The sequence below is a fragment of the Klebsiella sp. HMSC09D12 genome (assembly GCF_001808475.1).
GTDB classification, from domain to species: Bacteria; Pseudomonadota; Gammaproteobacteria; order Enterobacterales; family Enterobacteriaceae; genus Klebsiella; species Klebsiella oxytoca.
On record NZ_KV793449.1, the window covers coordinates 14,598 to 39,846 of the forward strand.

The window sequence follows — 25,249 nt, forward strand, 5'->3', positions numbered from 1 at the left end:
CATGCTGCGGCTGCGAGAACGGTTCCGGCTGATACACGTGCTGCGGCTGCGCGATCGGTTCCGGCTGATAAGCTGGCTGCTGCATCGGAGACGGCTGCGGCTGGTACGCATGCTGCGGCGGTGTCACTGGTTCGGGCTGATAGACTGGCTGAGCGTCGTACCCTGGCAGTGGTTCAGCCCATGCCTGTGGAGCAGCGGTATCCTGCGCGGCCACTGCTACCGGATCGGCAATGCTATGGCCGTTCAACAGCGGATCGTATGGGTCAAAATCGCCAGGGCGTGCCGCGCTGACTCCGGAGAACAGAACGTCATCGGCATTGGCCGGACGCGCTGCGCTGGAACCAGAAAAGAGCACATCATCAGCGGCAACAGGCGCACCGCTGGCGCTATACTGAATCTCATCTTCCGCATCATCCATCCGCTTACCGGAGAACAGAGCGGCATCAGTTTTACGCCCCATCGGGTTAGCGAATTTTTCGGCCAGGCGCTGGCGGCGGGCTAAGGCGCTGCGTAGAATCCGCGCGCGTCGAGAACCTTGCGGCCTGGCGGGTTCATCATCGTCATATTCTTCTTCATCATCTTCATATTCCCCTTCATCAACCCAGGTGTCGTCACGACGGGTACGGTTGCTGGCAAACGTGAGAACAGAGAGAATCACACCGCCGATTTTTTCGGCAATGCTGACCCAGGACCAGCCGGTAAACAACGTCAATCCGGCCGCCCAGATGCAGAGCAGCGCGATTGTGCCGCCGCTGCTGTGCAGCAGAGGTTGCAGGGTGGTGCTCAGCAGACTGCCGATCACCCCGCCGGAGGCAAAGTACCAGATATCATCAGCGTTGATAGCCGCCAGCCCACAGGACGTGAGAATCAGCGCCAGCGCACCGATCAAACGCAGCGAGACGGCGAAATAATCGATGTACTCGTCGTTTTCCTGATGACGCCAGGCAAACCAGCAGCCGCCGATAATAATGACCGGAATGGTGTAAGCCATTACGCCAAAAATGAAAAATAGCGTATCGGCTAGCCATGCTCCGGGCGTACCGCCTATGTTATGAATAGGCTCGTGCCACGCCGTTTGCGACCAGCTAGGATCCGAGGGATTAAAGCTGAGTAAGGCCGCCATCAACCAGATGGCAAAAAGGGAGCAAAGAATGAGTAATGCCTCAAGGAGACGGCGCCCGCTACTCAGCTTTGTGAACTTGACTTCTTTGTCTTCGGTGTATTCCTGGCTCAAGAAAGGCTCTCCAGGTATCAGGCTGTTTCCTGCCTTCAGCTAAAACGGACAACAGTGCCGGGTCTCCCCGGCACTGTTGCTGTATGGATTAACAGGAGTGTAATCAAACTACGTCGATTTTGCACCTGTTCCGTGTTAGCGCGTCTTAATTACCAGACGATTACTTTGCTTGACTTCTTCCATTACCACATAGGTACGGGTGTCGTTTACGCCCGGCAGGCGCAGCAAGGTCTCGCCCAGTAGTTTACGATACGCAGACATATCCGGCACACGGGTTTTCAACAGGTAATCGAAATCCCCGGAAACCAGATGACACTCTTGAATTTCTTCAAGTTTTTGCACAGCGGAGTTAAATTGCTCAAACACATCCGGCGCGCCACGATTCAGAGTAATCTCAACAAATACCAGAAGTGATGCATCCAGATAATGCGGGTTGAGCAGCGCTGTATAGCCCTGAATAAAACCCTGTCTTTCCAGTCGACGCACGCGCTCAAGGCAAGGCGTCGGAGAAAGTCCCACCCGTTTAGAAAGCTCGACGTTGGAAATACGCCCGTCTTTTTGCAATTCATTCAAAATATTACGATCAATGCGGTCGAGATCTTTGCCAGGGCGCTTCTTGCTATCTACCATTATTATTGTCTCTCTGTATTCCTTCCCTACTCCTGTTCCGACTCTGAGCCTTCACTGCCAGAGTCCATCCTGTCATTACCCTTACGACGATGGGTAACCCAGGGGTACGTGAGAAGCCCGTTGCCTGACGGCAGTCACCGACATCACGCATGGCGTCTGTCCACACCATGCGTAGATTTCGCTAACCCGGATAAAAATGGCATTTGCGTGCATTAAAATTCGCCACACGCTAAACACTGCTTTTCTTCTTCCATGAATGTTTTCGCAAAAGCACAGGGGATTGTCAAAGCAAAACATCGATTTTTAGTACAAGATGCCAGATATTCATTATCCTCCCCCGTTGATTCTCATGTTTTCCTCTTATAATTGTCCCCCTGACAGTAGAATTAGTTATATTCTTCGTTCGTTAAATCGCCAATTAATCGGCAGCTTCTATTACACATATCGTTAACAAAACTGCCACACTCTTTTTTTACGTCCACAAATTCCCTACAATCCAGCGCATGTATGCTAATAAATTACGAGGATCTCATGGGCACGGCCAAACACAGTAAACTGCTTATTCTTGGTTCTGGACCTGCGGGATATACCGCTGCGGTCTACGCAGCGCGCGCAAATCTGCAGCCGGTACTGATTACCGGAATGGAAAAAGGCGGTCAACTGACCACCACCACTGAAGTGGAAAACTGGCCAGGCGATCCTAACGATCTGACCGGACCGCTGCTGATGGAGCGCATGCACGAACATGCCACCAAGTTTGAGACCGAAATTATTTTCGATCATATCAACAGCGTCGATCTACAAAACCGTCCGTTCCGCCTGACCGGCGACAGCGGTGAATACACCTGTGACGCCCTGATTATCGCCACCGGCGCATCAGCGCGTTATCTGGGGCTTCCATCAGAAGAGGCATTTAAAGGCCGCGGCGTTTCTGCCTGCGCCACCTGCGACGGTTTCTTCTATCGTAACCAGAAAGTCGCCGTCATCGGCGGCGGCAATACGGCTGTTGAAGAGGCGCTGTATCTGTCCAACATCGCTTCCGAAGTCCATCTGATCCACCGTCGTGACGGCTTCCGCGCGGAAAAAATCCTCATCAAACGCCTGATGGATAAAGTGGAAAGCGGCAACATCGTGCTGCATACCAACCGCACCCTCGAAGAAGTAACCGGCGATCAGATGGGCGTGAGCGGCCTGCGCTTGCGCGATACGCAGAATGCTGACAATGTTGAATCCCTGGACGTTGCCGGGCTGTTCGTTGCTATCGGGCATAGCCCGAACACGGCGATTTTTGCCGGTCAACTGGAGCTGGAAAACGGCTACATTAAAGTTCAGTCCGGCATCCACGGCAACGCCACCCAGACCAGCATTCCTGGCGTCTTCGCTGCGGGTGACGTGATGGACCATATCTATCGTCAGGCGATTACCTCTGCCGGAACAGGCTGTATGGCTGCGCTGGATGCAGAGCGTTATCTGGATGGTTTAGCCGACGCTTGCAAATAATCTTTACAAGTCAGTAACAAAGGTAAAGAAGGCGACGAAAAGTCGCCTTTATTTTTGCCCCGTTGTAACATTGCCGTGCCCAAAAAACTCATAACTACACCTGCTAAGCGCGCAATGAATAAAACCCGTCAACAAGAGTTAACCCGTTGGTTAAAAGATCAAAGCATTATCTCCCGTCGCTGGTTGATGATTTCCCGTCTCCTGGGCGTCGTTAGCGGCCTGCTCATCGTTGCTCAGGCCTGGTTCCTGGCGCGGATCCTTCATCGCATGATTATGGAAAATATTCCCGCCACGGCGCTGCTGCTGCCTTTTGTGTTACTGGTGCTGGTCTTTGTGCTGCGCGCCTGGGTTGTCTGGTTGCGTGAAAGAGTGGGTTTTCAGGCGGGCCAGCATATCCGCGTTGAGATTCGCCGCCAGGTTCTGGATCGCTTACAGCAGGCGGGGCCTGCCTGGATACAGGGGAAACCCGCAGGCAGCTGGGCCACGCTGATCCTTGAGCAGATCGACGATATGCATGACTACTATGCTCGCTATTTACCGCAGATGACGCTGGCGGCCAGCATTCCCTTACTGATCGTCATCACTATTTTCCCCATCAACTGGGCCGCAGCGCTGATTCTGTTGGGCACAGCGCCGCTTATTCCTCTGTTTATGGCGCTGGTTGGCATGGGAGCGGCCGATGCCAACCGACGTAACTTTCTCGCTCTGGCGCGCTTAAGCGGCCATTTTCTCGACCGCCTGCGCGGTATGGAGACGCTGAGAATTTTTCATCGCGGTCAAGCAGAGACGGAAAACATACGCGAGGCTTCTCAGGATTTCCGTCAGCGAACAATGGAAGTGCTGCGTCTGGCGTTTCTCTCCTCCGGCGTGCTGGAATTTTTCACCTCGCTCTCGATTGCGCTGGTAGCCGTTTACTTTGGCTTTTCCTATCTGGGAGAGCTCAACTTTGGCCACTACGGCGCCGGTGTGACGTTGATGGCCGGTTTCCTCGCGCTGATTCTGGCCCCCGAGTTTTTCCAGCCGCTGCGCGATTTAGGCACCTTTTATCATGCAAAAGCGCAGGCTATTGGCGCCGCTGATAGCCTGAAGACCTTTATGGAAACGCCGCTGGCGCAGCCAGAACGTGGGGAAAAAGTATTAAGCGATAATGAAATGATTAGCATCGAAGCCCGCGACCTGCTGATCAAATCCCCTGAGGGTAAAGTGCTGGCCGGGCCGCTGAATTTTTCCCTACGCGCTGGCGAGCGCGTGGTGCTGGTTGGGCAAAGTGGCTCCGGCAAAAGCTCGCTACTGAATACGCTAACGGGTTTTCTTCCCTACGAGGGCTCGCTCAAGGTCAATGGCGTTGAGTTAAAGAGTCTGGATGCCGACCGCTGGCGCCGTCTCCTGAGCTGGGTAGGGCAAAATCCGCAGCTGCCGGCGGCAACGCTGCGTGACAACGTCCTGCTGGCCTGCCCTGATGCCACCGAAGCACAGCTACAGCTTGCGCTGGATAAAGCGTGGGTCAGCGAGTTCCTCTCCCTTCTGCCGCAGGGTATTAACACGCCTGTCGGCGATCAGGCCGGTCGCCTGTCGGTCGGGCAGGCTCAGCGTGTCGCCGTCGCGCGGGCGCTGTTGGTACCCTGCCGCCTGCTGCTGCTGGACGAACCCGCAGCCAGCCTGGATGCCCATAGTGAGCAGCGCGTGATGCAGGCGCTGACCAATGCATCAACGCAGCAAACCACGCTAATGGTTACCCACCAGCTGGAAGGCCTTGCGAACTGGGATGCAATCTGGGTGATGCAGGATGGTCAAATTGTTGAACAAGGCAGTTATTCGCAACTGGCGACCGCAGGCGGCCCTTTTGCAACCCTGCTTGCTCATCGTCAGGAGGAGATTTAAATGCGCGCATTATGGCCTTACCTGGCGCTGTACAAACGACACAAATGGCTGCTGCTGCTCGGTATCGTGCTGGCGATCGTTACGCTGCTGGCCAGCATTGGCTTATTAACGTTATCCGGCTGGTTCCTGTCGGCATCGGCCGTTGTTGGCGTAGCGGGCATCTACAGCTTTAACTATATGTTGCCAGCCGCGGGCGTACGCGGCGCGGCGATCATTCGCACCGCTGGCCGTTATTTTGAGCGTCTGGTCAGCCATGACGCAACCTTTCGCGTCCTGCAGCATCTGCGGGTATTTACCTTCAGCAAACTGCTACCGCTCTCCCCCGCCGGGCTGGCGCGTTTTCGTCAGGGTGAACTGCTTAACCGGGTGGTTGCAGATGTCGATACCCTGGATCATCTCTATCTGCGCGTCATATCGCCGCTGGTAGGCGCGCTGGTGGTAATTCTCGTCGTCACCGTGGGGCTGAGCGTACTGGACGTTACTCTGGCTCTGACCCTGGGCGGTATTATGCTACTTACCCTGCTGGTGATGCCGCCGCTGTTCTATCGCGCCGGTAAGCCCGCCGGTGAAAGCATGACTCATTTCCGCGGGCAGTATCGCCAGCAGTTGACCTCATGGCTGCAGGGGCAGGCGGAGCTGATGCTGTTCAACGCCAGCGATCGTTACCGGCAGCAAATGGTAAAAACCGAAGCGCATTGGCTGGATGCGCAGCGTCGCCAGGCGGAACTGACGGCCCTCTCCCAGGCGCTGATGCTGCTGATTGGCGGAGTGGCGGTTATTACTATGCTGTGGCTCGCCTCAGCAGGCGTTGGCGGCGATACTCAACCGGGCGCGCTGATCGCGTTGTTTGTCTTCTGCGCGCTGGCGGCGTTTGAAGCGCTGGCGCCGGTAACCGGCGCATTTCAGCATCTGGGGCAGGTGATCGCTTCCGCAAAGCGCATCACGCAAATTACCGAACAAGAGCCGGAAGTCGCCTTCACTCAGGGCGAAGGCCAAAAGCTGGATCGCGTTTCGTTAAGCTTAAATCAGGTTACCTTCAGCTATCCGCAGCAGCCCTCCTCTGCGCTGGAGAAAATTTCATTGCAGATCGAGGCCGGAGAGCATATCGCCATCCTGGGACGAACAGGCTGCGGTAAATCGACGCTGTTACAGCTGCTGACCCGTGCCTGGGATCTGGCGGAGGGAGAGATATTACTCAATGATCAGCCGCTGACGCAGCTTAACGAAGCGACGTTGCGCCAGGCGATGAGCGTCGTGCCGCAGCGCGTACATCTGTTCAGCGCGACCCTGCGCGACAACCTGCTGCTGGCTTCCCCGGGGGCCAGCGATGCCCGGCTTGCAGAAACGCTTGAACGCGTCGGTTTAGCCAGGTTGCTGGAAGATAGCGGCCTGAATAGCTGGCTGGGAGAAGGTGGTCGTCAGCTTTCCGGCGGCGAGCTGCGCAGGCTGGCTATCGCTCGCGCCCTGCTTCACGATGCGCCGCTGATGCTGCTGGACGAACCTACTGAAGGCCTTGATGCGACGACCGAAAGCCAAATACTTGATTTACTTGCTGAAGTTATGCGTGAAAAAACCGTGCTGATGGTAACTCATCGTCTGCGTGGGCTGGCGCGGTTTAATCAGATAATAGTCATGGACAACGGAAAGATTATTGAGCAAGGTAGTCACGCAGAATTGCTGGCTGAACAGGGGCGTTACTACCAGTTTAAGCAGCGTCTGTAGGCTACTATTGAATCATTGCCTGATGCGTTGAGGTAAAAATGCGGCTGGTTCAGCTCTCTCATCATTCCATCGCCTTCCCCTCCCCGGAAGGCGCTTTGCGCGAACCTAATGGTCTGTTAGCGCTGGGCGGCGATCTTAGCCCGGCGCGGTTACTGATGGCCTATCAGCGCGGTATTTTTCCATGGTTTTCGCCCGGTGACCCAATTCTCTGGTGGTCCCCCGACCCGCGAGCGGTACTGTGGCCGGAGAAATTCCATCTCAGCCGCAGTATGAAGCGTTTTCATCAGCGCTCCCCGTATCGCGTAACGTTGAATCACGCCTTCGGTCAGGTTATTGAAGGCTGCGCCGATCATCGTGATGAAGGAACATGGATAACGCAGGGTATTGTTCAGGCATACCATCAGCTACATGAGCTGGGGCACGCTCATTCTGTTGAAGTGTGGCAGGGAGAGGAATTAGTGGGTGGCATGTACGGTGTTGCACAGGGGGCGCTGTTTTGCGGAGAATCAATGTTCAGCCGAGCCGAAAATGCCTCCAAAACCGCACTGCTGGTCTTTAGCCAGGCGTTTATGCACGATGGTGGAAAATTAATCGATTGCCAGGTGCTAAACAAGCATACGGCTTCGTTGGGCGCAGTGGAAATTCCTCGCCGCGATTATCTCGACTATCTCTCCGTACTGCGGACGTATCGTCTGCCGGAGCGGTTCTGGGTGCCAAGGGTGCTATTTGCAGGAGAAGCATAAATGTTTTCAGCACATTTTTTGTCGGGATGTTATAATTGCGCGGTAGAGTAGCTTCTGCCCGTTGCCCCGCCGCCGTTTGGGAATAATAAGAGTCAGATAACGCCCATCGTTCTGTCACTCCCCCTTTACGTTTGCGCCTGTCGCCCGGTTTATCCGCGTGAATTACGGGCAATGCGCCAAAACTACTTCGGCGATTTGACGTAAAACTTTACATACTTGCTGAACTTCGGCATTATCTTGCCGGTTCAAAACTACGGTAGTGATACCCCAGAGGACTAGATGGCCAAAGAAGACAATATTGAAATGCAGGGCACCGTACTTGATACGCTGCCTAACACTATGTTCCGCGTAGAACTGGAAAACGGTCACGTGGTAACTGCGCATATTTCCGGTAAAATGCGTAAAAACTACATCCGCATTCTGACGGGCGACAAAGTGACTGTTGAGCTGACCCCGTACGACCTGAGCAAAGGCCGCATTGTCTTCCGTAGTCGCTGATCGTTTTCGCGCTTAACGCGCCAGATGCTGAAGGCCGGGATAATTCCCGGTCTTTTCATTTCTTTTATTCTCACGCCGCTTCCCTCTTCGGCTTTGACGGCCCTGTCTCTGCGCCCGTAAAATAATAGCTGGATTGTCCTGGCGAGAAAGGATACCCAAATGAGCGCCCTGCAAATTATCTATCCCAACGATATGCTTCATCCGTCACAACCTGACGAGATGTTTTTAGCTGAGTACACTTATGCCTGCCAAAGCAGTATTACCTGCCTGTTACTCTCATCAGAGGCTGCGGCGCTGGGCGACTACCGCTTTTCATCCAGTTTTTCAGCCAATATGCCGGTACTGTGGCGCGGATGGATGCTGCACCCGGATGAGTACGAAAGTTTATCCCGAGCGGTGGAAAAGCGAGGCGCTCGCTTATTAACGTCATGCCAGCAATATCTTCAATGCCACCATTTGCCGGGCTGGTATGAAAGTTGTCGGGATCTCACGCCAGAAACCATCGTGACTAGCGAAGATGCTGACTTTGCTGCCCTCACTAATGAATATGGTTGGCCTGCTTATTTTGTGAAGGACTATGTAAAGTCGCTCACAACCTCCCGCGGCTCAATCGCTCGCAATGCGCAAGAAATTGATGAAATCATCACATTGCTTAAACAGTTTCGCGGTGAAATTGAAGGAGGAGTTTGCCTGAGACGCGTGGAGAAATTTGATACATCCAGCGAAAGGCGATTCTTTGTTCTCGATGGCAAAGTTCATGCCGCAAACGGCGATATTCCTGCCAGGGTTAGCGAAATCGCCGTACGTATAAACAGCCCTTTTTACTCTATAGATGTTATCAATGATGAAGCTGGTGCTTTGAGGCTCGTCGAGATCGGTGACGGCCAGGTATCGGATATCAAAGAGTGGTCCGTTGAGCGTTTTGTGAAAATGCTGAGTGACTATGCGGTAAGTCAGGAAATTTAAGGATGGAATGCTGCATTTATGGCAGTGAACTGGGCAAACCGCACCCCATCATATTGTTATTATTGAAATTAAACAATAAACCTCCTCTGCCATATTATTTTTAACCGGTTTTTTATTTCTTTAAAATCAATATGTTAAAAAAGCGAATAAGAGGATTCAGAAGAAAGGCATAAAAAAACCGGCCCTGAGGCCGGTTTTGACGTTTCACGCAAGCGACTTAATGTGCCGCTTCCGGTTTGTGCTTTTGCGCACTCTGGAAGGCATAGGTCAGCGCGTTTTTCTCTTTGTCCAGCTCAACGATCACCTGACCGCCGTCAACCAGTGAGCCAAACAGCAGCTCGTTAGCCAGCGGTTTTTTCAGGTTGTCCTGAATCACCCTCGCCATCGGACGCGCGCCCATGGCCCGGTCGTAGCCTTTCTCGGCCAGCCAATCGCGGGCTTCCTGGCTTACTTCCAAAGAGACGCCTTTCTGATCCAGCTGGACCTGCAGCTCAACGATAAACTTATCCACCACCTGGTGGATAACCGTCGTGGACAGGTGATCGAACCAGATAATGTTGTCGAGGCGGTTACGGAACTCCGGCGTAAAGATCTTTTTGATCTCATCCATCGCATCCGGACTGTTGTCCTGATGGATAAGGCCAATCGATTTACGCTCGGTTTCACGCACGCCGGCGTTGGTGGTCATCACCAGCACCACGTTGCGGAAATCCGCTTTGCGGCCGTTGTTATCGGTCAGCGTACCGTTATCCATTACCTGCAACAGCAGGTTAAAGACGTCCGGATGCGCTTTTTCAATTTCATCGAGCAGCAGTACCGCGTGCGGATGCTTAATAACCGCATCGGTCAGCAGCCCGCCCTGATCGAAACCGACGTAACCCGGAGGCGCGCCAATTAAGCGGCTGACGGTATGACGTTCCATATATTCGGACATATCAAAACGCAGCAGCTCAATACCCAGCGACTTCGCCAGCTGTACAGTAACCTCGGTTTTACCCACCCCGGTAGGCCCGGCAAACAGGAAAGAGCCGACAGGTTTGTGCTCATGGCCAAGCCCGGCGCGCGCCATCTTGATCGCTTCGGTTAAGGCCTCAATCGCTTTATCCTGGCCAAAGACCAGCATTTTCAGGCGATCGCCAAGGTTCTTCAGCGTATCGCGGTCGCTGCGGGAAACGCTCTTCTCAGGAATACGCGCAATTCGCGCCACCACGGACTCAATATCCGCCACGTTGACCGTTTTCTTACGTTTGCTCACCGGCATCAAGCGCGCGCGCGCCCCGGCTTCGTCAATCACGTCAATCGCCTTATCCGGCAGATGACGATCGTTAATGTATTTCACCGCCAGTTCCACCGCCGCACGTACCGCTTTCGCGGTGTAACGCACGTCGTGGTGCGCTTCATACTTCGGCTTCAGACCGTTAATAATCTGCACCGTCTCTTCCACGGAAGGTTCGGTGATATCAATTTTCTGGAAACGACGCGCCAGCGCACGATCTTTCTCAAAGATGTTGCTGAACTCCTGGTAGGTCGTCGAACCGATAACCCGAATTTTACCGCTGGAAAGCAGCGGCTTAATCAGGTTAGCGGCATCGACCTGCCCGCCGGAAGCCGCGCCCGCACCAATGATGGTGTGGATCTCATCAATGAACAGAATACTGTTGGTATCCTGCTCCAGCTGCTTAAGCAGCGCTTTAAAGCGTTTTTCAAAATCGCCGCGGTATTTAGTGCCTGCCAGCAGCGAGCCAATATCCAGTGAATAGATAGTGCAGTCGGCCATCACTTCCGGTACGTCGCCCTGCACGATACGCCAGGCGAGACCTTCGGCAATTGCGGTCTTACCGACGCCGGATTCCCCCACCAGCAGCGGGTTGTTCTTGCGACGGCGGCACAGAACCTGAATAGCACGTTCCAGCTCTTTCTCGCGGCCGATCAGCGGATCGATACCGCCTACGCGGGCAAGCTGGTTGAGGTTGGTGGTGAAGTTTTCCATACGATCCTCCCCGCCTGCTTGCTCTTCACTGCTGCCAGGCTGGCTTCCGCTGTTATCGGAAGACTGGCTCGGCTCGTCTTTGCGCGTACCGTGAGAGATGAAGTTCACCACATCAAGTCGGCTGACTTCATGTTTACGCAGCAGGTATGCCGCCTGAGACTCCTGTTCGCTGAAAATCGCGACCAGAACGTTGGCGCCGGTCACTTCGCTTCGACCGGATGACTGGACGTGGAAAACAGCACGTTGCAGCACGCGCTGGAAGCTCAGCGTCGGCTGAGTGTCGCGCTCTTCTTCCGTTGCAGGCAGTACGGGTGTGGTCTGTTCGATGAAGGCTTCAAGTTCCTGACGCAGCGCGACCAGGTCCACTGAACACGCTTCAAGCGCTTCGCGGGCCGAAGGGTTGCTAAGCAGCGCCAGCAACAAGTGCTCGACGGTCATGAACTCATGACGGTGCTCGCGCGCTCTGGCGAAAGCCATGTTTAAACTGAGTTCCAGTTCTTGATTGAGCATAGGCACCTCCCCCAAGTTTATTGCCTGCATTCAGGCTTTTTCTAGCGTACACAACAACGGATGTTCGTTCTCCCTCGCGTATTGGTTCACCATCGATACTTTGGTTTCCGCGACTTCAGCGGTAAACACCCCGCAAATCGCTTTACCTTGATAGTGAACCGTCAGCATCAGTTGCGTTGCACGTTCAACATCATAAGAAAAGAATTTTTGTAACACGTCAATAACAAACTCCATTGGAGTGTAGTCATCATTGACTAATATCACTTTATACATAGATGGCGGTTTTAGCGCATCTTTAACTTCGTCCTCGATTAGCTGATCGAAGTCCAACCAGTCTCTCTTACTCATCGTCAGTGTTCATCATCGGTTGCTGTTGCCAACAGGCGGTGGCCTGTCGATGACCAGAGGCTATGCACATCACAAATCTACAATAGATCATAGATAATTATCATCTATTACTTCCATCCGCGATGTCTGTCACATTCCCCGGCAATAGCGTTAACTGCTTCAAATTTTGACGCATTTTTCACCGTCCCCGGTCGTCAATCGCTTGACGCATTTCCTGATTTCTCTAAATTGTAGTGGCGAGAGTTGGCGAGCAAATGAACAACTCGTCACTCCACTACCGGTTCATTCCATCTTACTTATAAGATTTACGAAGGATGTCGAAGTATGGAAATGGGTACTGTTAAGTGGTTCAACAATGCCAAAGGGTTCGGTTTTATCTGCCCTGAGGGCGGCGGCGAAGACATTTTCGCCCATTACTCGACCATCCAGATGGATGGTTACAGAACGCTAAAAGCCGGACAAGCGGTTCGGTTTGATGTTCACCAGGGGCCAAAAGGTAATCACGCCAGCGTGATCGTCCCTGTTGAAGCGGAAGAAACAGAAACAGCCGCATAACTCTTTTGCTTCATTGTGTACATCCTGCCAGTAAAATGCCAGTCCTTCTGACTGGCATTTTTTTATCGCTACTCCCGTGCCAGGGCGTCGACCGGGTCCAGACGAGCCGCATTGCGCGCCGGGAGCCAGCCAAACAACACTCCGGTCAGCGTCGAGCATAAAAATGCGGTCAGCAGCGCCAGCGGCGAAAAGCCGATTTCCCAGCCGGGCAAAAACAGCTGCAGCACGAAGGCAATCAGCAACGAAAGCGTCACGCCCAGCGCCCCGCCGACCAGGCAAACCAGCACCGCCTCAATCAAAAACTGCTGCAGTACGTCGCTGGCCCGCGCCCCGACAGCCATACGGATACCGATCTCTCGCGTGCGTTCGGTAACAGAGACCAGCATAATATTCATCACGCCAATCCCGCCGACCACCAGCGCAATCACCGCCACCAGGGTCAGAAACAGCTGTAGTGTATGTGTGGTCCGTTCCGCCGTTTTCAAGATGCTGTCCATATTCCAGGTGAAAACATCTTTCTTACCGTGGCGCAGTTCCAGGAGACGTAACAGCTGCTGCTCGGCAAGCGCGCTGTCGTAACCTTCATTGACCCGGACGGTGATGGAGTTCAGCCACGACTGCCCCATAACCCGGCCGGCCATCGTGGTATAGGGTAACCAGACGCGCAGAATTTTGCTGCTGCCAAACATCGACTGTTTTTCATCAGCGACGCCGATGACCGTCGCGGGCATGTTGCCGACAAGAATCACTTCGCCAACGACCCGCGCTTTGTGCGGAAATAGCTGTCGACGCGCGTTGCTATCGAGCACCACCACCTGCGCGCGGCTATTTAGCTGGAGTTCGTTGAAGGTGTTGCCTTCGCTAAAAGTCATACCGTAAACGTTAAAGTACTGCGCCCCCACGCCCTCAGCGCTAGCGGCAACGTCGATATTATCCGCCCGCAGACGCAGGCTTTTGGAGACCGCAGGGGTCGCCGAGCTGACCCAGGGCTGTTTCTGAATAGCAAGCAGATCGTCGTACTTCAGCGACTGCTGATAGCGGGGATCGTCATCGCCGAAATCCTTACCGGGATAAACATCAATGGTATTGGTGCCTATGGCGCGGATATCGGCCAGCACCATTTGCTTCGCGGCATCGCCCACCACCACAATCGACACCACCGATGCAATGCCGATAATTATCCCGAGCATCGTCAGCAGCGTGCGCATTTTATTCGCCGCCATGGCGCGCCAGGCCATGACTAGCGCCTCGCGAAAACCGCTACTGAACTGACGCCATGCCGACGGTTCGGCCGCCGTGCGCTGGCGCAGCGCGCCGCCTTGCGCGGAGCTCAACACGGGCGGGTTACGCACGATCTCACCGTCGTGTATCTCAATGACCCGCTCAGCCTGAGCCGCCACCTGCGGGTCATGGGTGACGATAATGACCGTATGTCCCTGCGCTTTCAGCTGGTGAAGGATCCCCATGACCTCTTCGCCGGAGCGGCTGTCCAGCGCACCGGTAGGCTCATCCGCCAGAATCACTTCCCCGCCGTTCATCAGGGCGCGGGCGATACTCACCCGCTGCTGTTGGCCGCCGGAGAGCTGTGAAGGTTGATATTCTGCCCGGTCGCCAAGCCCCAGTCGTACCAGCAGCTCATGGGCGCGGGCCAGCCGCGCTTTGCGCTCCGCTCCGGCATAGACCGCCGGCACTTCCACGTTCTGCGCCGCGGTGAGATGCGATAGCAGATGATAGCGCTGAAAAATAAAACCGAAATGTTCCCGCCGCAGGCGCGCCAGCTCATCGCCGTTGAGACGTGCCACGTCGGTTCCGGCAACCCGATAGGTGCCGCTGGTGGGTTTATCCAGACAGCCGAGAATATTCATCAGCGTGGATTTCCCTGAGCCGGAGGCCCCGACAATAGCCACCATCTCGCCGGCGGCAATGCTCAACGTAATACCTTTCAGCACCTCAACGTTGCCATCACCGGAGGGGTAGCTGCGGCGAATATCACGCAGTTCAAGTAACGCCGTCATTTCGCTGCTCCGGCCGCACCTTCGCCGATAATGACTTCATCCCCCTCTTCCAGCCCTTTCACCACCGCCACATCGATGTCATTCCGCGCACCGATAACGATTTCACGCTCTTTAACTTCACCGGTACGTAGCAGACGCACGTGATAGCGGTTATCGCCGATGGCCTCTCCCAGCGCGCTCAGCGGGATGGTGATGACGTTTTTGACTTCCGAAAGCTGAATATGCACCTGGGCGGTCATCTCCAGGCGCAGGATGCCCTGCGGGTTCGGTACCTCAAAGCGGGCGTAGTAGAAGATGGCGTCGTTAACCTTTTCAGGCGTCGGTAGAATATCCTTCAGCGTCCCTTCATAGCGCGTCAGGGGATCGCCCAACACCGTAAACCAGGCCTTTTGCCCCGGCTTGAGATGGATGACGTCCGCTTCCGAAACCTGCGCCTTCACCAGCATGGTGCTGAGATCGGCAAGGGTCAAAATATTCGGCGCCTGCTGGGCGGCAATCACCGTCTGCCCCTGCAGGGTGGTGATTTGCGTCACTTCCCCGGACATCGGCGCCAGAATTTTGGTGTAGTCGAGGTTGGTTTTAGCCGTATCCAGGGTGGCCTGATTGCGTTTGACCTGCGCTTCAATCGTGCCGATTTGTGCCTCTTTCACCGCCAGGTCGGTTGCGGCGGTGTCCAGGTCCTGCCGGGAGACCAGCTGACGCTGCGCCAGCTGCTGCTGGCGAGCTAAAGTCGCCGCAGAGAGTTTACGCTCCGCGCGCGCCTGGTTGAGCTGCGCCCGCAGCTCCATCAGCGTCGCTTCAACTTCCTTAATCTGGTTTTCCGCCTGCTCCGGGTCAATAACCCCCAGCAGCTGGTCTTTTTTCACTTTGTCGCCAATCTCGACGCGCAGCGTTTTGAGCTGTCCGCTCACCTGCGCCCCGACATCCACTTTTTTTAACGCATCCAGCTTACCGGTCGCCAGCACGCTCTGCTGCAGGTCCCCTTTACGTACCACCAGCGTCTGATATTGCGGCAGCGGCGCATTCAGTATTCGCCATCCCCAGACGGCGAGGGCCAGCACGACAATCGCCAGCAGCCACCAAATTTTCCTGCGCTTTCCATTTAATTTCATAACCATTCCTGATGTTTTAATCCGCAGAACCGGCGTCAATTCTATCTAAATGCGGTAACAGAATAACGTTCATTTTTAGCTGCGCTTAATTTTTGTTTAACTGAGGTTGAGTGACGTGCAGATGCAGACGCGCCGGAATCGCTCCCGGCACGAAGAGATAAACGTTTGTCGCCGCTAATCCGCCCGCCCGCGCGCCAGCCATAGCACGCGAGAAAACATTTTTTTCAACAGCGTCGGAATGGCGTCAACGCCGCGACGTCCGGCCTCCATCGCCACTTCAATCGCCAGGTCTGGCTTAGACGAGCGATGAATCGCTTTGGTGATCACCCGCCGCATATTCATAGGAATATTCATCGGCAGCTGCGCGACCCGATGATAAACATCATCGAATCCCTGACGATACATAAAATGTTCCATATCCATCGCCGGTAGCGCGGTGAGATGGTCTCGCTCCAGCATTTTATCGTCATTCAACAAACTGCGAACGGTGGCGGCGTATTTCTTCCCGGCTTCATCGCCATCCACCAGCACGTGCCACTCAATGCCCATTCGCCGGGCGAACTTAATCAGCGGTTTTAAACCCGACTGGGCAAACTCGATCACCTTCACCCCTTCCGCATCAAAGTGATGGCCGCACTGGCGGGCCAGTTCGTTGATAACCCAGGTTTCCGTCTCGCCTTCCACCAGCAGCCAGCAGCGGGCAAACAGCGATGAAGCGCGGTTAAAACGAATATGAAATGCGATGCGTCGACTGTCTTCTGCATTCATTCCACCAGGCCCCAGCCGCCAGGCCGACACTCGTGACGATTCACGCACCAGTCGGCACACATGCTCGACGGGCGTTAGCGACAGCAGCTCGCCGGAGTTCGTCGTCGTCACCCGCTGCAGCGGCAGCAAATTGAGCAAATGCCAGGCCACGGATAGCATAATGGGGTGCAGTCGGGTTTCCGGATCCTCAATTAACAGCAGCGGCCGCGCATCGCGATCGAGTCTGACGTTCCCTTTCGCCTGCAACAACGTGGAAAAGAGTCCCAATAAAATCACCCGATGGCTACGGCCGCCGGGTTTGTCGATCATACGGTTGATGATGTCCAGATAGCGCCAGCTGCGCTGTTCATCATGTGAATGGCGGCGCATCAGGCGGTGACGAGATTGCGCGCTGCTCTGCTCGGCAAAATAGTGCTCCAACAGCTGCACCATGGCCGACAGCCCCTGCCTGATTTGCCCGTCGGTTAAATTTTGCGGATGGTGCACCAGCTCGCGGGAGAGAAAATCGAGCTGGCGGGCGGTAATTTCGATCTGCGGCGAATGCGGCACGGTACCGTTATGGATCCGCCGCATAAAACGGGCATCGCGCAGGCGCAGCACCGGCATCAGCCGCACCAGGTGACGGGCGAGCTCATCAATATCTTCAAGCTCCAGCGCTTCCCCTTCGCCGTTAATAAAGCTGCGCAGAGTCATCACGCTATCATCATCGGCAAGCTCCCCCTCCAGGCGGTAGAACACTCGCTGATAGCCATCGTCGCAGGGTACCCAGCATTTGCTGAGCGGCCGATAGCGGCGGACCCGATGGCGGCCCGGTTCATTTTCACGGAAGGTCAGAATAATATGCAAATGACGTTCGCGCCCCTGAATATCCCCGGGTGGAAACCAAAAATCTTCCCGAACAAAATGATAGAGATCGAACTCAGGCGACAGGAGCAGCGTCAGGGCATCCAGCAGGCTGGATTTACCCCATGCATTTTCGCCAATCAGCACGTTATTTTGCTCCAGCATCAACGATAACCGGTTGATGCCGCGAAAGCCTACTATTTCGACGCGCTCAAGATGCATATCCCCTCCGCTCGGTGGCTACTTTCTCCTTCAGTTATCAGCAGTATAGCGAGGTGGGGAGGAACATGACACACCCGCTACTCCGCGCTGCAGGATAAATCTTAAGCGTATGTATCCGCACGGTGACTATTCAGTTTGCAAATTACTTACCGGGTTGCCAGTTTTTTAATTTGTTCTGTTCTACACTTCAACTCGGTAGACATTACTGAAGGAATCACATCACCTTGCCCTAAATCAAGTTACCTCGATTTATATTGCTAGTGCGACAATGTTGAACGTCCATAAAATAGCGGCGCTTTATTTTTATCGTCGTTATTTATATCGATAAATAAAGACCGGCGCGGTTTTCCGCGCTCGTAACATTATTTTATTGAGGTGGTTATGTTTAGAAAATTAGCAGCAGAATGCTTTGGTACATTCTGGCTGGTGTTTGGTGGTTGCGGCAGCGCCGTTCTGGCGGCGGCCTTCCCGGAATTAGGTATTGGTTTTGCCGGCGTCGCGTTAGCATTCGGCTTAACGGTATTAACCATGGCGTTTGCCGTCGGTCATATTTCCGGCGGCCACTTTAACCCGGCAGTCACTTTAGGCCTGTGGGCCGGCGGTCGTTTCCCGGCTAAAGAGGTGATTGGCTATATTATCGCCCAGGTTGTCGGCGGTATTATTGCCGCCGCTATTCTGTATATCGTCGCCAGCGGTAAAGCGGGCTTTGACGCCGCCGCCAGCGGGTTCGCGTCGAACGGTTACGGCGAACACTCACCGGGCGGTTTCTCCATGCTCTCCGCAATTGTGATTGAGATTGTCCTGACCTGCGGCTTCCTGTTGGTCATCCACGGCGCCACCGATAAAAACGCTCCGGCGGGCTTCGCCCCTATCGCCATTGGCCTGGCGCTGACCCTTATTCACCTGATCAGCATTCCGGTCACCAACACTTCTGTCAACCCGGCTCGTAGCACCGCGGTAGCGATTTTCCAGGGCGGCTGGGCGCTACAGCAGCTGTGGCTATTCTGGGTGATGCCGATTATCGGCGGTATTCTCGGCGGCGTGCTCTACCGTACTCTGCTGGAAAAACGCAGTTAAGCACCCTCGCTTCTCTGAAGGCCCGGTTTCCCGGGCCTTTCTTTTTTTCGACTACTTTACTCAGTCCGGCGATTTGGGTAGTGTCAGGGACGCTATTTTCACTCTGCAAGGACCACGTCGTTCATGTTTTCGGGACTATTAATCATTCTGCTGCCGTTAATCGCAGGCTACCTTATTCCTCTCCATCGGCCGTCAGCCCTTAAACTTATCGCACGACTTCTGAGCTGGATCGTTTACGTTATTCTCTTTTTTATGGGAATTAGCCTGGCGTTCCTCGACAATCTGGCCAGCAACCTGTTGTCGATACTTCATTACGCAGCGGTCAGCGTCGTCATTATCCTGCTGTGTAATATTGCGGCTCTGATGTGGCTTGAGCAGAAAATGCCCTGGCAAAATCATCATCGCCAGGAAAAATTACCCTCGCGTCTGGCAATGGCGCTGGAATCCCTTCAGCTATGCGGCGTAGTCCTTATTGGTTTTCTTATTGGCCTGAGCGGCCTGCCTTTTTTACAACACGCCACCGAGGCCAGTGAATATACGCTGATTTTCCTGCTGTTCCTGATCGGTATTCAGCTGCGTAATAATGGCATGACCCTGCGGCAAATCGTTCTGAATCGCCGCGGAATGATGGTTGCGGTGGTGGTGATGGTGAGCTCACTGCTGGGCGGAATCATTAATGCCTTTATTCTCGACCTGCCGCTAAAAACCGGCCTGGCCATGGCCTCCGGCTTTGGCTGGTATTCGCTTTCCGGCATCCTGTTAACAGAATCCTATGGCCCGGTGATTGGTAGCGCCGCCTTCTTTAACGATCTGGCACGAGAGCTGCTGGCGATTATGCTGATCCCGGGGCTGGTACGCCGCAGCCGTTCAACGGCGCTAGGCCTGTGCGGCGCAACATCGATGGATTTTACGCTGCCGGTGCTGCAGCGCTCAGGCGGCGTGGAGATCGTGCCGGCAGCTATTGTTCATGGCTTCATTCTCAGCCTGCTGGTACCCATCCTGATGGCCTTTTTCTCCGCTTAATACCTCTCAGGCGGTAGCCCTCTGCCGCCAATTTTGCGCTAAATCAATCTCCCTGTAAGTTGTATCAGAAATACCTTTTCTCCTCACGCGCTCGGGCATAACCTTAAACATGTATATTAAATATAACTTTAAAAGGTGTGACCATGTTTTGTGTGCAATGTGAACAAACCATCCGTACTCCGGCGGGAAACGGCTGCTCTTACGCGCAGGGTATGTGCGGGAAAACGGCCGAAACGTCCGATCTGCAGGATCTGCTGATTGCCTCTCTGCAGGGCCTCTCCGCCTGGGCGCTTAAAGCTCGTGAATATGGCATCATCGACCACGACGTCGATAGCTTTGCGCCGCGCGCTTTTTTCTCTACGCTGACTAACGTTAACTTCGACTCCCCGCGTATCGTTGGCTATGCGCGTCAGGCTATCGCCATGCGTGAAGCGCTTAAAGCCCAGTGCCTGAGCATTGATGCCCACGCGACGGTTAACAATCCGATGGCCGCTGTGCAACTGGCTAGCGACGATCTGGGCGACCTGCAGCGTCAGGCGGCGGAATTTACTCCGAACAAAGACAAAGCGGCCATCGGCGAGAACATTCTCGGCCTGCGCCTGCTGTGCCTGTACGGCCTGAAAGGCGCTGCGGCCTATATGGAGCACGCGCACGTTTTGGGCCAGTACGATAACGACATCTACGCCCAGTACCATAAAATCATGGCATGGCTGGGTACCTGGCCTGCCGATATGAACGCTCTGCTGGAGTGCTCAATGGAAATCGGCCAGATGAACTTCAAAGTCATGAGCATTCTGGACGCCGGTGAGACCACCAAATACGGTCATCCGACCCCAACCCAGGTCAACGTTAAAGCGACCGAGGGCAAGTGCATCCTGATCTCCGGCCATGACCTGAAAGATCTCTATAACCTGCTGGAGAAGACCGAAGGCACCGGCGTTAACGTCTACACCCACGGGGAAATGCTGCCGGCGCACGGCTATCCGGAGCTGCGTAAATTCAAACACCTGATTGGGAACTACGGCAGCGGCTGGCAGAACCAGCAGGTGGAGTTCGCCCGTTTCCCGGGGCCGATCGTCATGACCTCTAACTGCATCATCGACCCAACCGTCGGCGCCTATGACGATCGTATCTGGACCCGTAGCATCGTTGGCTGGCCGGGCGTGAACCATCTGGAAGGCGAAGATTTCGCCCCGGTTATCGCCCAGGCGCAGCAGATGGCAGGCTTCCCGTACAGCGAGATCCCGCATCTCATCACCGTAGGTTTCGGCCGTCAGACCCTTCTGGGCGCTGCTGATACCCTTATCGATCTGGTGAGCCGGGAAAAACTGCGCCACATCTTCCTGGTTGGCGGCTGCGACGGCGCGCGGGGCGAGCGTAATTACTTCACCGATTTTGCCACCAGCGTACCGGACGACTGCCTGATCCTGACCCTGGCCTGCGGTAAATACCGCTTCAATAAACTCGATTTCGGCGATATTGAAGGCCTGCCGCGTCTGGTCGATGCCGGTCAGTGCAACGACGCTTACTCGGCGATTATCCTGGCGGTGACCCTGGCGGAAAAACTGGGCTGCGGCGTCAATGATCTGCCGCTATCGCTGGTGCTTTCCTGGTTCGAGCAGAAAGCGATTGTCATTCTGCTGACCCTGCTCTCACTGGGCGTGAAAAACATCGTAACCGGCCCGACCGCGCCAGGCTTCTTCACCCCGGATCTGCTGGCCGTGCTCAATGAGAAATTCGGTCTGCGCTCTGTGACCACCGTAGAAGAAGACATGAAGCAACTGCTGAGCGCGTAAGGAGCTATCCATGACCATGCCAACCTCACAATGCCCGTGGCGGATGCAGGTGCATCACATCCATCAGGAAACGCCGGATGTGTGGACCATTTCATTGCTCTGCCATGACTATTATCCGTACCGTGCCGGGCAGTACGCGCTGGTGAGCGTGCGTAATTCGGCAGAGACCCTGCGCGCTTACACTATTTCGTCCACGCCGGGCGTCAGCGAATATATTACGTTGACCGTTCGCCGTATTGACGATGGCGCGGGATCACAGTGGCTCACCCGCGACGTAAAGCGCGGCGACTATATCTGGCTGTCCGACGCGATGGGGGATTTCACCTGCGATGATAAAGCGGACGATAAGTTCCTGATGCTGGCCGCAGGCTGCGGCGTCACGCCGATCATGTCGATGCGCCGCTGGCTGGCAAAATATCGCCCGCAGGCTGATGTGCAAGTGATTTTTAACATTCGTTCGCCGCAGGATGTGATTTTCGCTGAGGAGTGGCGTCAGTATCCGGTGACCCTGGTGGCGGAAAATAACGCTACCCACGGTTTCGTGGCAGGACGTTTAACGACTGAACTACTGCAAAGCGTGCCGGATCTGGCATCGCGCACCGTGATGACCTGCGGTCCGGCGCCGTATATGGATCTCGTCGAGCAGGAAGTGAAAGCGCTGGGCGCGACGCGCTTCTTTAAAGAGCAGTTCTTTACGCCAGTCGCCGTCGCGGCCACCAGCGGTCTGAAGTTCACCAAACTGCAGCCGGCGAAAACGTTTTATGCCCCGGTCGGCACCACGCTGCTCAAAGCGCTGGAAAGCAATAAGGTGCCGGTTACCGTCGCCTGCCGCGCGGGCGTTTGCGGCTGCTGCAAAACGAAAGTGGTTTCCGGTGAATATACCGTCAGCAGCACCATGACGTTAACCGATGCGGAAATCGCTGAAGGCTACGTGCTGGCCTGCTCCTGCCAGCCGCAGGGAGATTTGGTACTGGCTTAATGTTGTTGCTGGCCATGCTACGCGGTAATCGTCGGGTAGCATGGCTCTTACTGATCTGCCGGAACGGCAGTGAACCAATTCAAAAATGCCGATACGATCGGTCATCCTTTCTAAGCTGCCTGTACGGCAGTGAACAAGCCGTGGTTTCGCTCTGGCAACAGACGGCAATTTCTAAGCTGCCTGTGCGGCAGTGAACACTAGCCCGGCGCACCTGCCTTATTGTTTTATCATGCAATAATCAATAAAAGGCCCTTTTACCTTTTTTTAGGCAAGAATAAAAATATTAAAAAAATCATTTTCTTAAAATAACACCCCAAAAAAAAGGGTCTGAAAAACGAGCGGCGACACCCCGCCAAACAGGATGTGGCCAGGGTGAGGCAGAAAACACTGGTGCACTTACCGCCAGGCCGAGTTTCCACCAATGGAATAGCGCCCTGCCCCGAGGAAGGCAATCGCCAGCGCGCCAACAAAGAAATAGACCAGACTCTCAATCGCCCACGCGCCTACCGCATCCAGCGCGAAGGTTTTACCCGTCCCGACCATCAGCCAGGCCACAACCATCGTGAATGCCAGCACCAGCGCCGCAGGGCGCGTCAGGATCCCCACAATCAGCAGACATGGCGCAACCACTTCTCCAGCTAAAACCCCATAAGCGATAAAGCCCGGCAGACCTTTCGCCACCAGCATGCTGCTGATGCCCCCCACGCCATCGAATAGCTTGTGTAATCCGTGAAACAGCATCAGGCCGCCAACGGCAAGTCGTAACAAAAGTTTGCCAAAATCATCATGCGACAGCAGTTTATTAACACCATTTAACAGAGATTTAACCATTTGAAATGATTCCTGTTTACCACCGAAGGTGAACACAGCGTATGCGCAATGTCCGACGAATAAAAGCAGCTGAAAATGAGGGGCAAACGGCGGGCGTAATGGTCATTTTCATCTAAGCTTGTAAGCGTTATCACTTAAGGAGATGGAAAACCATGAAACAGACCGTGGCGGCATACATTGCCAAAACTCTAGAACAGGCTGGCGTTAAACGTATTTGGGGCGTGACTGGGGATTCTCTTAATGGCTTAAGCGACAGCCTGAACCGCATGGGGACCATCGACTGGATGCCCACGCGCCATGAAGAAGTTGCCGCCTTCGCCGCCGGAGCGGAAGCGCAGCTTACCGGCGAACTGGCGGTGTGCGCCGGTTCCTGCGGGCCGGGCAACCTGCATCTGATTAACGGTCTTTTCGACTGCCACCGCAACCATGTTCCGGTGCTGGCCATCGCCGCCCATATTCCTTCCAGCGAAATCGGCAGCGGTTACTTTCAGGAAACGCATCCGCAGGAGCTGTTTCGCGAATGCAGCCACTACTGCGAACTGGTCTCCTCGCCGGAGCAGATCCCGCAGGTGCTGGCCATCGCTATGCGCAAAGCGGTGATTAACCGCGGCGTCTCGGTAGTGGTGCTCCCCGGCGACGTTGCGCTAAAACCCGCGCCGGAAAGCGCCAGCAGCCACTGGTACCACGCCCCGCTGCCGCAGGTGACGCCGGCAGAAGAAGAACTGAAAAAACTGGCCCAGCTGCTGCGCTATTCGAGCAATATCGCGCTGATGTGCGGCAGCGGCTGCGCCGGAGCGCATAAAGAGCTGGTAGAGTTCGCCGCGAAGCTGAAAGCGCCTATCGTTCACGCGCTGCGCGGCAAAGAGCACGTTGAATACGATAACCCTTATGATGTTGGGATGACCGGGCTGATAGGCTTCTCCTCCGGTTTCCATACCATGATGAACGCTGACACCCTGGTGCTGCTCGGCACCCAGTTCCCCTATCGCGCCTTCTACCCGACGGACGCAAAAATTATTCAGATCGATATCAACCCCGGCAGTATCGGCGCGCACAGTAAAGTGGACATGGCGCTGATCGGCGATATCAAATCCACCCTCAGCGCGCTGCTGCCGCATCTGGAAGAGAAAACCGACCGCAAGTTCCTCGACAAAGCCCTGGAACACTATCGCGACGCGCGCAAGGGGCTCGATGACCTGGCGAAGCCAAGCGATAAAACCCTTCATCCGCAGTATCTGGCGCAGCGGATCAGCCACTTTGCCGACGACGACGCCATTTTTACCTGTGACGTCGGAACGCCAACCGTGTGGGCTGCGCGCTATTTACAGATGAACGGCAAGCGCCGCCTGATCGGATCGTTCAACCACGGTTCGATGGCTAACGCCATGCCGCAGGCCATCGGCGCGAAGGCCACCGCCCCCGACCGTCAGGTCGTGGCAATGTGCGGCGACGGCGGCTTTAGTATGCTGATGGGGGATTTTCTCTCGCTGGCGCAAATGAAGCTGCCGGTCAAGATCGTTATCTTCAATAACAGCGTCCTGGGCTTTGTCGCGATGGAGATGAAGGCCGGCGGCTATCTGACAGACGGCACCGAGCTGCATGCGACCAACTTTGCCCGCATCGCCGAGGCCTGCGGCATTAAGGGCATCCGTGTCGAAAAAGCGGCTGACGTAGACCAGGCGTTGCAAACCGCCTTCAGTACCGACGGCCCGGTCCTGGTGGATGTGGTGGTCGCCAGTGAAGAACTGGCGATGCCGCCGCAGATCAAACTGGAGCAGGCCAAAGGTTTCAGCCTTTACATGCTGCGCGCGATTATTAGCGGCCGCGGCGATGAGGTTATCGAACTGGCGAAAACTAACTGGCTAAGGTAAAAATATCCTTTTCAATTCATACGCAAAAACATTCGTGTCGCATTAAGGCGGCAAGCCCGAAAATCCCCGGAAGCAGAAATAACGATGTGACCGGGGTTTGAGGGTGCAGCCAACGCAGAGGCAGCGCGAAGGATG

General features: G+C 55.0%; 19 protein-coding genes and 1 pseudogene. 12 read left to right on the forward strand and 8 right to left on the reverse strand.

All coding sequences use genetic code 11. The features are described 5' to 3' along the window. A pseudogene (locus HMPREF3178_RS31645) lies at positions 1-1,234 on the reverse strand (DNA translocase FtsK 4TM domain-containing protein); the annotation flags it as partial. A 135-nt stretch (positions 1,235-1,369) separates the two neighbouring features. After that, entirely contained in the window at positions 1,370-1,864 is a 495-nt protein-coding gene (gene lrp / locus HMPREF3178_RS08500; protein ID WP_002439523.1) for a leucine-responsive transcriptional regulator Lrp, read from the reverse strand. Positions 1,865-2,395: 531 nt separating this feature from the next. Between lrp and trxB the strand changes: the two genes are divergently transcribed. The 6 genes from trxB (at position 2,396) to HMPREF3178_RS08530 (ending at position 9,174) form a co-directional block, all read left to right on the forward strand. Next, positions 2,396-3,364 carry a thioredoxin-disulfide reductase gene (trxB, locus tag HMPREF3178_RS08505; protein WP_004100637.1) on the forward strand — a complete coding sequence of 323 codons (969 nt, stop codon included), beginning with the start codon at positions 2,396-2,398 and terminating at the stop codon, positions 3,362-3,364. A 114-nt stretch (positions 3,365-3,478) separates the two neighbouring features. Next, a complete protein-coding gene (gene cydD, locus HMPREF3178_RS08510) occupies positions 3,479-5,245 on the forward strand; it encodes a heme ABC transporter permease/ATP-binding protein CydD (RefSeq protein ID WP_017146207.1) in 1,767 nt (588 codons plus the stop codon). After that, a complete protein-coding gene (cydC, locus tag HMPREF3178_RS08515; protein ID WP_017146208.1) occupies positions 5,246-6,967 on the forward strand; it encodes a heme ABC transporter ATP-binding protein/permease CydC in 1,722 nt (573 codons plus the stop codon). It begins immediately after the preceding gene. Positions 6,968-7,005: 38 nt separating this feature from the next. After that, complete coding sequence (gene aat / locus HMPREF3178_RS08520; protein WP_004111858.1) at positions 7,006-7,710, forward strand: leucyl/phenylalanyl-tRNA--protein transferase; 705 nt, start codon at positions 7,006-7,008, stop codon at positions 7,708-7,710. Positions 7,711-7,989: 279 nt separating this feature from the next. After that, the gene (infA, locus tag HMPREF3178_RS08525) at positions 7,990-8,208 is read left to right on the forward strand and encodes a translation initiation factor IF-1 (protein WP_002211347.1); all 219 of its coding nucleotides are present in this window, start codon (positions 7,990-7,992) and stop codon (positions 8,206-8,208) included. Between the two features lie 159 nt (positions 8,209-8,367). Beyond that, complete coding sequence (locus HMPREF3178_RS08530) at positions 8,368-9,174, forward strand: ATP-grasp domain-containing protein (RefSeq protein ID WP_017146209.1); 807 nt, start codon at positions 8,368-8,370, stop codon at positions 9,172-9,174. Between the two features lie 217 nt (positions 9,175-9,391). Here HMPREF3178_RS08530 and clpA read toward each other — a convergent pair whose 3' ends face one another. Next, a complete protein-coding gene (gene clpA, locus HMPREF3178_RS08535) occupies positions 9,392-11,674 on the reverse strand; it encodes an ATP-dependent Clp protease ATP-binding subunit ClpA (protein WP_004100629.1) in 2,283 nt (760 codons plus the stop codon). 30 nt (positions 11,675-11,704) lie between these two features. After that, positions 11,705-12,022, reverse strand: coding sequence for an ATP-dependent Clp protease adapter ClpS (clpS, locus tag HMPREF3178_RS08540; RefSeq protein WP_004100628.1), 318 nt, complete (start codon positions 12,020-12,022; stop codon positions 11,705-11,707). A gap of 324 nt (positions 12,023-12,346) precedes the next feature. Between clpS and cspD the strand changes: the two genes are divergently transcribed. Beyond that, positions 12,347-12,577, forward strand: coding sequence for a cold shock-like protein CspD (gene cspD / locus HMPREF3178_RS08545; RefSeq protein WP_004100627.1), 231 nt, complete (start codon positions 12,347-12,349; stop codon positions 12,575-12,577). A 68-nt stretch (positions 12,578-12,645) separates the two neighbouring features. On the opposite strand, the gene macB is transcribed toward cspD, so the two are convergent. From macB to HMPREF3178_RS08560, 3 genes are all read right to left on the reverse strand, one after another. Further along, positions 12,646-14,592: a macrolide ABC transporter ATP-binding protein/permease MacB gene (gene macB / locus HMPREF3178_RS08550; protein WP_017146210.1), complete on the reverse strand. Its 1,947-nt coding sequence runs from the start codon at positions 14,590-14,592 to the stop codon at positions 12,646-12,648. Further along, positions 14,589-15,704, reverse strand: a complete 1,116-nt coding sequence (gene macA / locus HMPREF3178_RS08555) for a macrolide transporter subunit MacA (protein ID WP_017146211.1) — start codon at positions 15,702-15,704, stop codon at positions 14,589-14,591. Before macA ends, macB begins: the two co-directional genes overlap by 4 nt. A 174-nt stretch (positions 15,705-15,878) precedes the next feature. Next, positions 15,879-17,537: an ATP-dependent endonuclease gene (locus tag HMPREF3178_RS08560; protein ID WP_017146212.1), complete on the reverse strand. Its 1,659-nt coding sequence runs from the start codon at positions 17,535-17,537 to the stop codon at positions 15,879-15,881. Positions 17,538-17,918: 381 nt separating this feature from the next. Between HMPREF3178_RS08560 and aqpZ the strand changes: the two genes are divergently transcribed. The 4 genes from aqpZ (at position 17,919) to hcr (ending at position 22,412) form a co-directional block, all read left to right on the forward strand. Next, complete coding sequence (gene aqpZ, locus HMPREF3178_RS08565; RefSeq protein WP_004100621.1) at positions 17,919-18,614, forward strand: aquaporin Z; 696 nt, start codon at positions 17,919-17,921, stop codon at positions 18,612-18,614. Between the two features lie 123 nt (positions 18,615-18,737). Beyond that, positions 18,738-19,637 carry a LysO family transporter gene (locus tag HMPREF3178_RS08570; RefSeq protein WP_004100620.1) on the forward strand — a complete coding sequence of 300 codons (900 nt, stop codon included), beginning with the start codon at positions 18,738-18,740 and terminating at the stop codon, positions 19,635-19,637. Positions 19,638-19,780: 143 nt separating this feature from the next. Next, positions 19,781-21,433: a hydroxylamine reductase gene (hcp, locus tag HMPREF3178_RS08575; protein ID WP_017146213.1), complete on the forward strand. Its 1,653-nt coding sequence runs from the start codon at positions 19,781-19,783 to the stop codon at positions 21,431-21,433. A gap of 10 nt (positions 21,434-21,443) precedes the next feature. Then, on the forward strand, positions 21,444-22,412 hold the full coding sequence (gene hcr / locus HMPREF3178_RS08580; RefSeq protein WP_017146214.1) for an NADH oxidoreductase: 969 nt from the start codon (positions 21,444-21,446) through the stop codon (positions 22,410-22,412). 396 nt (positions 22,413-22,808) lie between these two features. On the opposite strand, the gene HMPREF3178_RS08585 is transcribed toward hcr, so the two are convergent. Next, positions 22,809-23,243, reverse strand: coding sequence for a DoxX family protein (locus tag HMPREF3178_RS08585; protein WP_004100617.1), 435 nt, complete (start codon positions 23,241-23,243; stop codon positions 22,809-22,811). Positions 23,244-23,395: 152 nt separating this feature from the next. On the opposite strand from HMPREF3178_RS08585, the gene poxB reads away from it, so the two are divergent. Further along, entirely contained in the window at positions 23,396-25,114 is a 1,719-nt protein-coding gene (gene poxB, locus HMPREF3178_RS08590) for a ubiquinone-dependent pyruvate dehydrogenase (RefSeq protein WP_004100616.1), read from the forward strand. Positions 25,115-25,249 lie beyond the last annotated feature (135 nt).

What these genes read in the sequence shown, in the direction of transcription:
- cspD (WP_004100627.1), top strand. Translation starts at nt 12,347, where the DNA reads ATGGAAATGGGTACTGTTAAGTGGTTCAACAATGCCAAAGGGTTCGGT.
- HMPREF3178_RS08585 (WP_004100617.1), bottom strand. Translation starts at nt 23,243, where the DNA reads ATGGTTAAATCTCTGTTAAATGGTGTTAATAAACTGCTGTCGCATGAT.
- cydC (WP_017146208.1), top strand. Translation starts at nt 5,246, where the DNA reads ATGCGCGCATTATGGCCTTACCTGGCGCTGTACAAACGACACAAATGG.
- aqpZ (WP_004100621.1), top strand. Translation starts at nt 17,919, where the DNA reads ATGTTTAGAAAATTAGCAGCAGAATGCTTTGGTACATTCTGGCTGGTG.
- HMPREF3178_RS08570 (WP_004100620.1), top strand. Translation starts at nt 18,738, where the DNA reads ATGTTTTCGGGACTATTAATCATTCTGCTGCCGTTAATCGCAGGCTAC.
- clpA (WP_004100629.1), bottom strand. Translation starts at nt 11,674, where the DNA reads ATGCTCAATCAAGAACTGGAACTCAGTTTAAACATGGCTTTCGCCAGA.
- lrp (WP_002439523.1), bottom strand. Translation starts at nt 1,864, where the DNA reads ATGGTAGATAGCAAGAAGCGCCCTGGCAAAGATCTCGACCGCATTGAT.
- clpS (WP_004100628.1), bottom strand. Translation starts at nt 12,022, where the DNA reads ATGAGTAAGAGAGACTGGTTGGACTTCGATCAGCTAATCGAGGACGAA.
- macB (WP_017146210.1), bottom strand. Translation starts at nt 14,592, where the DNA reads ATGACGGCGTTACTTGAACTGCGTGATATTCGCCGCAGCTACCCCTCC.
- infA (WP_002211347.1), top strand. Translation starts at nt 7,990, where the DNA reads ATGGCCAAAGAAGACAATATTGAAATGCAGGGCACCGTACTTGATACG.
- poxB (WP_004100616.1), top strand. Translation starts at nt 23,396, where the DNA reads ATGAAACAGACCGTGGCGGCATACATTGCCAAAACTCTAGAACAGGCT.
- HMPREF3178_RS08560 (WP_017146212.1), bottom strand. Translation starts at nt 17,537, where the DNA reads ATGCATCTTGAGCGCGTCGAAATAGTAGGCTTTCGCGGCATCAACCGG.
- cydD (WP_017146207.1), top strand. Translation starts at nt 3,479, where the DNA reads ATGAATAAAACCCGTCAACAAGAGTTAACCCGTTGGTTAAAAGATCAA.
- trxB (WP_004100637.1), top strand. Translation starts at nt 2,396, where the DNA reads ATGGGCACGGCCAAACACAGTAAACTGCTTATTCTTGGTTCTGGACCT.
- HMPREF3178_RS08530 (WP_017146209.1), top strand. Translation starts at nt 8,368, where the DNA reads ATGAGCGCCCTGCAAATTATCTATCCCAACGATATGCTTCATCCGTCA.
- macA (WP_017146211.1), bottom strand. Translation starts at nt 15,704, where the DNA reads ATGAAATTAAATGGAAAGCGCAGGAAAATTTGGTGGCTGCTGGCGATT.
- hcp (WP_017146213.1), top strand. Translation starts at nt 19,781, where the DNA reads ATGTTTTGTGTGCAATGTGAACAAACCATCCGTACTCCGGCGGGAAAC.
- hcr (WP_017146214.1), top strand. Translation starts at nt 21,444, where the DNA reads ATGACCATGCCAACCTCACAATGCCCGTGGCGGATGCAGGTGCATCAC.
- aat (WP_004111858.1), top strand. Translation starts at nt 7,006, where the DNA reads ATGCGGCTGGTTCAGCTCTCTCATCATTCCATCGCCTTCCCCTCCCCG.